This window comes from Nocardia sp. NPDC057455 (assembly GCF_042802775.1).
Classification (GTDB): Bacteria; Actinomycetota; Actinomycetes; order Mycobacteriales; family Mycobacteriaceae; genus Nocardia.
Window position 1 is genome coordinate 1 of record NZ_JBHVDM010000166.1, and the last position, 6,150, is coordinate 6,150.

9 protein-coding genes and 1 pseudogene are annotated in these 6,150 nt (G+C 66.9%); 6 read left to right on the plus strand and 4 right to left on the minus strand.

All coding sequences use genetic code 11. The features are described from left to right. The coding region (nuoN, locus tag ACFU5M_RS33785; protein WP_379055570.1) for an NADH-quinone oxidoreductase subunit NuoN at positions 1 to 1,147 on the plus strand (1,147 nt) is incomplete at its 5' end. A 63-nt stretch (positions 1,148 to 1,210) separates the two neighbouring features. Here the strand turns inward: nuoN and ACFU5M_RS33790 are convergent. From ACFU5M_RS33790 to ACFU5M_RS33800, 3 genes are read right to left on the minus strand one after another with little or no spacing between them, the layout of a single operon-like run. Continuing rightward, complete coding sequence (locus ACFU5M_RS33790; protein ID WP_379055572.1) at positions 1,211 to 2,038, minus strand: helix-turn-helix domain-containing protein; 828 nt, start codon at positions 2,036 to 2,038, stop codon at positions 1,211 to 1,213. A 5-nt stretch (positions 2,039 to 2,043) separates the two neighbouring features. Further along, the gene (locus tag ACFU5M_RS33795) at positions 2,044 to 2,592 is read right to left on the minus strand and encodes a DUF6879 family protein (RefSeq protein WP_379055574.1); all 549 of its coding nucleotides are present in this window, start codon (positions 2,590 to 2,592) and stop codon (positions 2,044 to 2,046) included. Then, the gene (locus ACFU5M_RS33800; protein WP_379055576.1) at positions 2,592 to 2,876 is read right to left on the minus strand and encodes a hypothetical protein; all 285 of its coding nucleotides are present in this window, start codon (positions 2,874 to 2,876) and stop codon (positions 2,592 to 2,594) included. The genes ACFU5M_RS33795 and ACFU5M_RS33800 overlap by 1 nt, the downstream gene beginning before the upstream one ends. Before the next feature lie 199 nt (positions 2,877 to 3,075). Between ACFU5M_RS33800 and ACFU5M_RS33805 the strand changes: the two genes are divergently transcribed. From ACFU5M_RS33805 to ACFU5M_RS33815, 3 genes are all read left to right on the plus strand, one after another. Next, positions 3,076 to 3,318 (plus strand): MarR family transcriptional regulator, encoded by a 243-nt coding sequence (locus ACFU5M_RS33805; RefSeq protein ID WP_379055578.1) that lies wholly within the window; start codon positions 3,076 to 3,078, stop codon positions 3,316 to 3,318. Between the two features lie 216 nt (positions 3,319 to 3,534). After that, positions 3,535 to 4,065, plus strand: a complete 531-nt coding sequence (locus ACFU5M_RS33810; protein ID WP_379055580.1) for a hypothetical protein — start codon at positions 3,535 to 3,537, stop codon at positions 4,063 to 4,065. Between the two features lie 4 nt (positions 4,066 to 4,069). Beyond that, positions 4,070 to 4,471, plus strand: a complete 402-nt coding sequence (locus ACFU5M_RS33815; protein WP_379055582.1) for a hypothetical protein — start codon at positions 4,070 to 4,072, stop codon at positions 4,469 to 4,471. 227 nt (positions 4,472 to 4,698) lie between these two features. Here ACFU5M_RS33815 and ACFU5M_RS33820 read toward each other — a convergent pair whose 3' ends face one another. Then, complete coding sequence (locus tag ACFU5M_RS33820) at positions 4,699 to 4,989, minus strand: proline-rich domain-containing protein (protein WP_379055584.1); 291 nt, start codon at positions 4,987 to 4,989, stop codon at positions 4,699 to 4,701. Between the two features lie 262 nt (positions 4,990 to 5,251). Here ACFU5M_RS33820 and ACFU5M_RS33825 point away from each other — a divergent pair, with 262 nt between their 5' ends. Next, positions 5,252 to 5,956: a response regulator transcription factor gene (locus tag ACFU5M_RS33825; protein WP_379055586.1), complete on the plus strand. Its 705-nt coding sequence runs from the start codon at positions 5,252 to 5,254 to the stop codon at positions 5,954 to 5,956. 13 nt (positions 5,957 to 5,969) lie between these two features. Further along, a pseudogene (locus ACFU5M_RS33830) lies at positions 5,970 to 6,150 on the plus strand (hypothetical protein); the annotation flags it as partial.

The following is a 6,150-nucleotide window of genomic DNA, read 5'->3' on the forward strand; positions in this document are numbered from 1 at the left end:
GGCGACCACCGAGGTGTTCCCTTTGACGCTGCTCGCCGTCGGCGGGCTGATGCTGTTCCCGGCGTCCAACGATCTGCTGACCATGTTCGTCGCCCTCGAAGTGCTGTCGCTGCCGCTGTATCTGCTGTGCGGACTGGCCCGGCGCAAGCGTTTGCTCTCCCAGGAGGCAGCGCTGAAATACTTCCTGCTCGGGGCGTTTTCCTCGGCGTTCTTCCTCTACGGCGTCGCGCTGCTGTACGGCCAGGCGGGCACGGTGCGGCTCGCCGGCATCGCGGACGCCATCGCCCAGCATCCGGACAACGCGACACTGGCGGTGCTCGGGATCGCGATGCTCGCCGTCGGTCTGCTGTTCAAGATCGGCACGGTACCGTTCCAGTCCTGGGTGCCGGACGTGTACCAGGGCGCCCCCACCGCGGTCACCGGATTCATGGCGGCGGCCACCAAGATCGCGGCGGTCGGCGCACTGATGCGTGTGCTGCAGGTCGCGGTGCCCGACCTGCGCGACGACTGGCGGCCTATCCTCGCGGCCGTCGCGATCGCCACCATGGCCGTCGGTGCGGTCATGGCGATCACGCAGACCGACGTCAAGCGGATGCTCGCGTATTCCTCGGTGGCGCATGCCGGTTTCCTGCTCACCGCTCCGGTAGCGGCCAACGACCGCGGTGTCGCGGCGGTGCTGTTCTACTTGGCGGCTTACGGTGTCGGCACGCTGGGCGCGTTCGCGGTGGTCAGCCTGATCCGTGAACCGGACGGCGACGAGGCCACCGGCCTGCCGCGGTGGGCCGGGCTCGGCCGCCGCTCCCCGTGGCTGGCCACCGTTTTCGCACTGTTCCTGCTTTCCTTCGCCGGGTTGCCGCTCACCAGCGGCTTCGTCAGCAAGTTCGCCGTGTTCGAGGCCGCGGCGTCGGGAGGCGCGGCGCCGCTGGTCGTCATCGGCGTGATCTGCAGTGCCATCGCGGCGTTCTTCTATCTGCGAGTTATCGTGCTGATGTTCTTCACCGACCCGCCCGCCGACGCTCCGGTGCTGGTCACCCCGCCGCTGACGACGACGATCGTGGCGATCACCGCGGCGGTCACGTTCGCGCTCGGCGTCTTCCCGCAGCCGCTGCTCGACCTCGCCGATCAGGCGGCGACCTTCGTCCGCTGACGGCCTTCCACCGATGCCGTCGCTGGGGTACCAGCGGCGGCATCGCCGTTTCCCGGACGGCGCTCAGGAGCCGCGCCTGCGTTCCAACGCCTTCGCGATCAGTGCCCGGGCACGATCGCCGTACTCGGCTTGGTCGGCGAGGATCGCGAAGGTTCTCTCGTGTAGAGCGATCTCCGACGGCCGGGTGATGGTCAGCTCGGCCGAGACCGTCTCGGTCAGCACCTGCGCGCGGTCGTAGATGACGAAGTTCGTCGCGGGAGCACGGTAGTCGGCGCAGATCGGGATGATGCCCAGCCGGACCCTCGGGTTGGCCATCACCGCGAGCAGGTGGGCGAGTTGCTCGGCCATGGTGGCGGCGTCACCGACCGTGCGCCATAGCGCGGACTGGTTGACCACGAAGTGGAAACGGTGTTTCGCCCGGAAGAGCACGTTCTTGCGGGCCATGCGCGCGGCCACCGCGTCCTCGAGGTCGTCGCGTCCGCCGGTGACGGCGATGCAGGCGGTGAGGATCGCGCGCGCGTAGCCCTCGGTTTGCAGTAGTCCCGGCAAGGTATCCGGCGCGTACCAGCGGATCTGCGTGGTCTGCGCCTCCAGGTCGATCGACTGCCGTTGCCTACGTGCGTGTCCGGAGGCGACGGTGCGTTGCCATTCCAGGTACATCGACTGCAGATTGCGCGCATTGGCGACCAGATCGTCCAGCACGGCGGTATTGCCGCACGCCTCGCACCACGCGGCGAGGTCTGCCTCCGACGGCGTCTGCTTGCCGCCCTCGATCCGGGAGACCTTGCTCGAATGCCAGCCGCACCTCGCGGCCAGCTCCAGGCCGGTGAGATGGGCGGCACGACGTAGTTCACGCAGGCGCGCGCCCAGCACCTCGCGTGCGTCCGACACACCGTTCACTCGGGTACGTGCTCGCTCTCGCAATATTGTTGATGGTCAATCCCCTTGGGCCACAATCGTTCCCGTACCCGCAGGTAGCGGGCGATCAGCGCCGGGTCGGTAGTGATCGACAACCCCGTGAACGCCCCGTCCTCGGTGAAGGTGTTGAAGGCGACGGTAGTCGTGTCGAACAGCCAGTAATCGTCATGAGGCAGCTCGGCGGGGTCGACCAGATGCCGCGGTAGCCAGCGCACCGCCTCGCCGGTGGCGATGTTGTCGTCGGTCGCCGACAACAGCCACCGGGTGTAGTCGGTGTGCGGGACCGTCACGACACGTAGTCGTTCGAGCGCGACACCGCGACCGGCTGACTCGACCATCAGAGCATCCCAGGCTTTCCACGACTCGGGCTGTTCCTCTCGCTCGTACGCTACTCCGGCATCGAAGCGGCGCAACGCCTCTTGTTCGTCCTCCATCGCGTACCGGTCTCGAACCTCCAGATGGAACGCGCGGAACCGAGCCGCCCGGAAGAGCGGCTCGTAACAACGGGAACCGACGACGTGCAGCATCAGCGCACCACCACAGCGGTTTCGTGACGATCGAGAGTCAGCTGGGCGAGCAACTCGGGGTCGGTGACCGGTTCCCCGGCCACCAGTACCGACCCACAGGTTCCGCTCGCCTCCACCCGTAGCCACATACCCGGCTCCAGCCAGTCCAGCAGTTGGTGCGGCACGAGGACCGTCCCCGTGCGGTCGGTGGCATCGCCCTGCACCACGAGTACGCCGGTGTCGGTCGCGTACACGGCGGGACAAGCTCCATGATCGGATCCGGATCCGAGAAGTCGCAGGTTCATAGCTGATCCTTTGCGAGAGCTGGCGGACGATGTCGTGCAATCGTCCCTACCGGAGGCTCTGCGGGTCAACGCACGTCGCAAAGTCGCGCAAAGTCGTGGCGGGGGTATCGGTATGGCTTCTACCGTCGATTCGGCAACTCGGGGCCACCGCGCCGACGTCGATCCCAGGTTGCCTTCTCCCCGAGGAAAGGGCCCCGACATGATGAGACGACCCAGGACTGCCGCCGATTTCGCGGTGCTGGGTGTGCTGGCGCCAGGTGGATTGCTCACCGTCGAGCAACTGGCTCAGCAGGCGCGACTGACCGCATGGTCGGTGCGCAGCGCATTGCTGCGGCTGCAGTCGCGCGGTTTGATCATGGACTGCCACCACCGCGGCCGCTGGGCCATCACGCCGCGGGGCCGTGGTGAATGGGCCGCGAAGGGACGCCGATTCACCTTGTGAGCCGAGTCGGGGCGGCTTCGCTCAGGTCGTCGACAAGGTGCGGGTGGCCGGATCGACATCGCGCATGACCAGTGGACGTCTAGCATTCCGGTATGGGCCGTCGGAAGTGGCTGAGGGCCGCACTGTGTTCGGTCGTACTGAGTACCGGTGGATGTATCGGGGCGGTCGACCGCGGTGACTTCGAACAGGATTTGCGGGCGCGGGGCGGCGGGCTGGGTGAACGAGCTGACTGCTTCGGCGATCACCGCGGTGCGAGAGCACCTGGGAGCCGCTGATTTCCAGGCGAACGTCATTCTGCTGACCGCGCCGAATTCCACGCGGTTCCGCGTGGTGCTGGCCGATCAGCCTGAGCAGGTGACTCGATTCTTCTCCACGTGGCCGGATCCCACCGCGCGACAAGCTGCCGTGCGGTTGCGGGTGCGCGATCCGGACGGTTCCCGCCGACTCGACGACTACTCGTACACGCTCGGTGCACTCAGCGCGCCGCAGCCCGTGCGAGTTTCGGCATTCGACGACATCGACAGCGAGGACTTCGCGATCGGCGATGTACCGGGGATCGCGCGTATCGAGGATATCGTCGATACCGCTCTGGCTCGCAGCGAACTTCCCGACGGCCAGGTCACCGTGATCGTCGTCAGCCGATTCGGCCGCGAGATCCGGATCGTCGCGAACGTTACCTCGCCGCGGACGGACATGATCGCCGAGTTCGACCGCACCGGCGTATTCCGTCGAATCCAGCAGGTGTGAGGCCATGGCGAGACCGCTCACGACCGCGTTGTCCACCGGTGTCGGTGTCGGCATGCTCAGCATCGTCGTGCCCGTGTCGATCTGGCCCGGCGAAGCGAAACTCACCGCGCCCCTGTTCTGTTCGGACCCCTACCGCGAACCCGTCGTGGTGTCCGACACCTTCCGCGACTCCGAGGGCACCTCGGTCGACTACACCCTTTACTGTGTGACCGACCGCGGCGCGGTCACCGACGAGGGATTCATCCTGCCGTTCCTCGTGCTGATGGCAGTGCACGTCGCGATCATCACCGCCGTGGCATACCTCGCCGGACAGTGGGCGCGTCGCAGAACCCCGCCCCCGGCCGATTCGCAGTCCACGGCATTCGAAACACCTGTCTACGGATCACACGAGCCCGAACCCCTCTGATTCGCCCCGGCCGGTCGAGCCGGATGATTCCGGAGTGGTGCCGTGACGGCGTAGCACTTGCTGTTCGGCGCCGCATCCGCTGTGTCGGGTTCGCCCGAGATCGGCGGCTGTCGGACCGCGGTGGCCTGGGCGAGGAGTGGATGGCTTGCAGAAGCGGTGGACGGCCGCGTCCACCGCCTCGCGAGATTTGCTCAGTCGTTCTTCGGATATGTCAAGAGTGCAGCAGATTACTGTCCGGGCCGGCACTGCGGCGGCGGACCGTCCGGGTGCTCGCCGGGCGGCGGACCGTCCGGGTGCTCACCGGGCGGCGGACCGTCCGGGTGCTCACCGGGCGGCGGACCGTCCGGGTGCTCACCGGGCGGAGGGCCCTGCGGGTGATCGCCAGGAGGCTGGCACTGCTGTCCCGGCACCGGCCCCTGGGCGGCATCGGCGCCGGCCACACCGGCTCCGATGCCGAGCGCACCGAGCGCGAGAGCCCCGGTTACCGCGGTCATTGCCAGCCTCGTTGTGAAACTCATCTGCGTTCCTCCTGTTGTCGGATCAGATCCGAAGCCGTCGGCCACTGCTCGAGGCCGACCCGAGAATCGTTGAGCGGCAATATTTGTCCTACGTTGGCGCAAGCTATGTGCCGGCTGTGGACCGCGGCACGGGTCCGGTTCCACTGGGTCCGTCGCTCACAGCGGACACATAGGTACGACACAGGGATCCCCAAGCGTAAGGGGGCATGGTTGGGCGATGTCCGCGACGACTACCGGGAGCGGCCCGGCCGATCGAGTTGTCCTGCGCCGCGTCGACGGCAGCCCGATCACCGTCCTGGTGGTCGACGACGAGCCCGTGCTGGCCGAGATGATGTCGATGGCGCTGCGATACGAGGGGTGGGAGGTCACGACCGCGGGTGATGGCCGGACCGCCATCGCCAAGACGCGCGAAGCCCGCCCGGATGTGGTGGTGCTCGATGTGATGCTGCCGGACATGACCGGCCTCGAAGTACTCGGGAAACTGCGCGGGCAGCTCCCGTCCCTGCCGGTACTCCTGCTGACTGCCAAGGACTCGGTCGAGGATCGCATCGCCGGGCTGACCGCCGGTGGCGACGACTACGTCACCAAACCCTTCAGCATCGAAGAGGTGGTACTGCGGCTGCGTTCGCTCCTGCGCCGCGCCGGCGTGGCCACCGAGGACAGCGACGCGCAACTGGTGGTCGGTGATCTTGTGCTCGACGAAGACAGCCACGAGGTCACCCGTGCCGGCGAGGTGATCGTCCTGACCTCCACAGAATTCGAATTGCTGCGGTTCTTCATGCGCAACCCGAAGCGTGTATTGAGCAAAGCGCAGATCTTGGATCGGGTGTGGAATTACGACTTCGGCGGCCGGTCCAACATCGTCGAGCTGTATGTCTCCTATTTGCGCAAGAAGATCGACAATGGACGCGCGCCGATGATCCACACGCTGCGCGGTGCCGGGTATGTGCTCAAGCCCGCAGGCTGAGGCGGCGCACCGGGTGCTTCGGCCACGGTGCTGGTCGCTGCGGGCCCGCCTGTTGGTCGGCCAGGTGCTGTTGCTGGTGATCGTGGTCGTCGGAATCGGTGCCGCGACCGAATTCGCGCTGCGGCAGTTCCTGGTGCACCAATTGGATACCGAACTGATCGACGTGCAGAAGCGCTCGCTCGGTGATGTCGGCG

What these genes read in the sequence shown, in the direction of transcription:
- ACFU5M_RS33795 (WP_379055574.1), bottom strand. Translation starts at nt 2,592, where the DNA reads ATGCTGCACGTCGTCGGTTCCCGTTGTTACGAGCCGCTCTTCCGGGCG.
- ACFU5M_RS33800 (WP_379055576.1), bottom strand. Translation starts at nt 2,876, where the DNA reads ATGAACCTGCGACTTCTCGGATCCGGATCCGATCATGGAGCTTGTCCC.
- ACFU5M_RS33805 (WP_379055578.1), top strand. Translation starts at nt 3,076, where the DNA reads ATGATGAGACGACCCAGGACTGCCGCCGATTTCGCGGTGCTGGGTGTG.
- ACFU5M_RS33815 (WP_379055582.1), top strand. Translation starts at nt 4,070, where the DNA reads ATGGCGAGACCGCTCACGACCGCGTTGTCCACCGGTGTCGGTGTCGGC.
- ACFU5M_RS33820 (WP_379055584.1), bottom strand. Translation starts at nt 4,989, where the DNA reads ATGAGTTTCACAACGAGGCTGGCAATGACCGCGGTAACCGGGGCTCTC.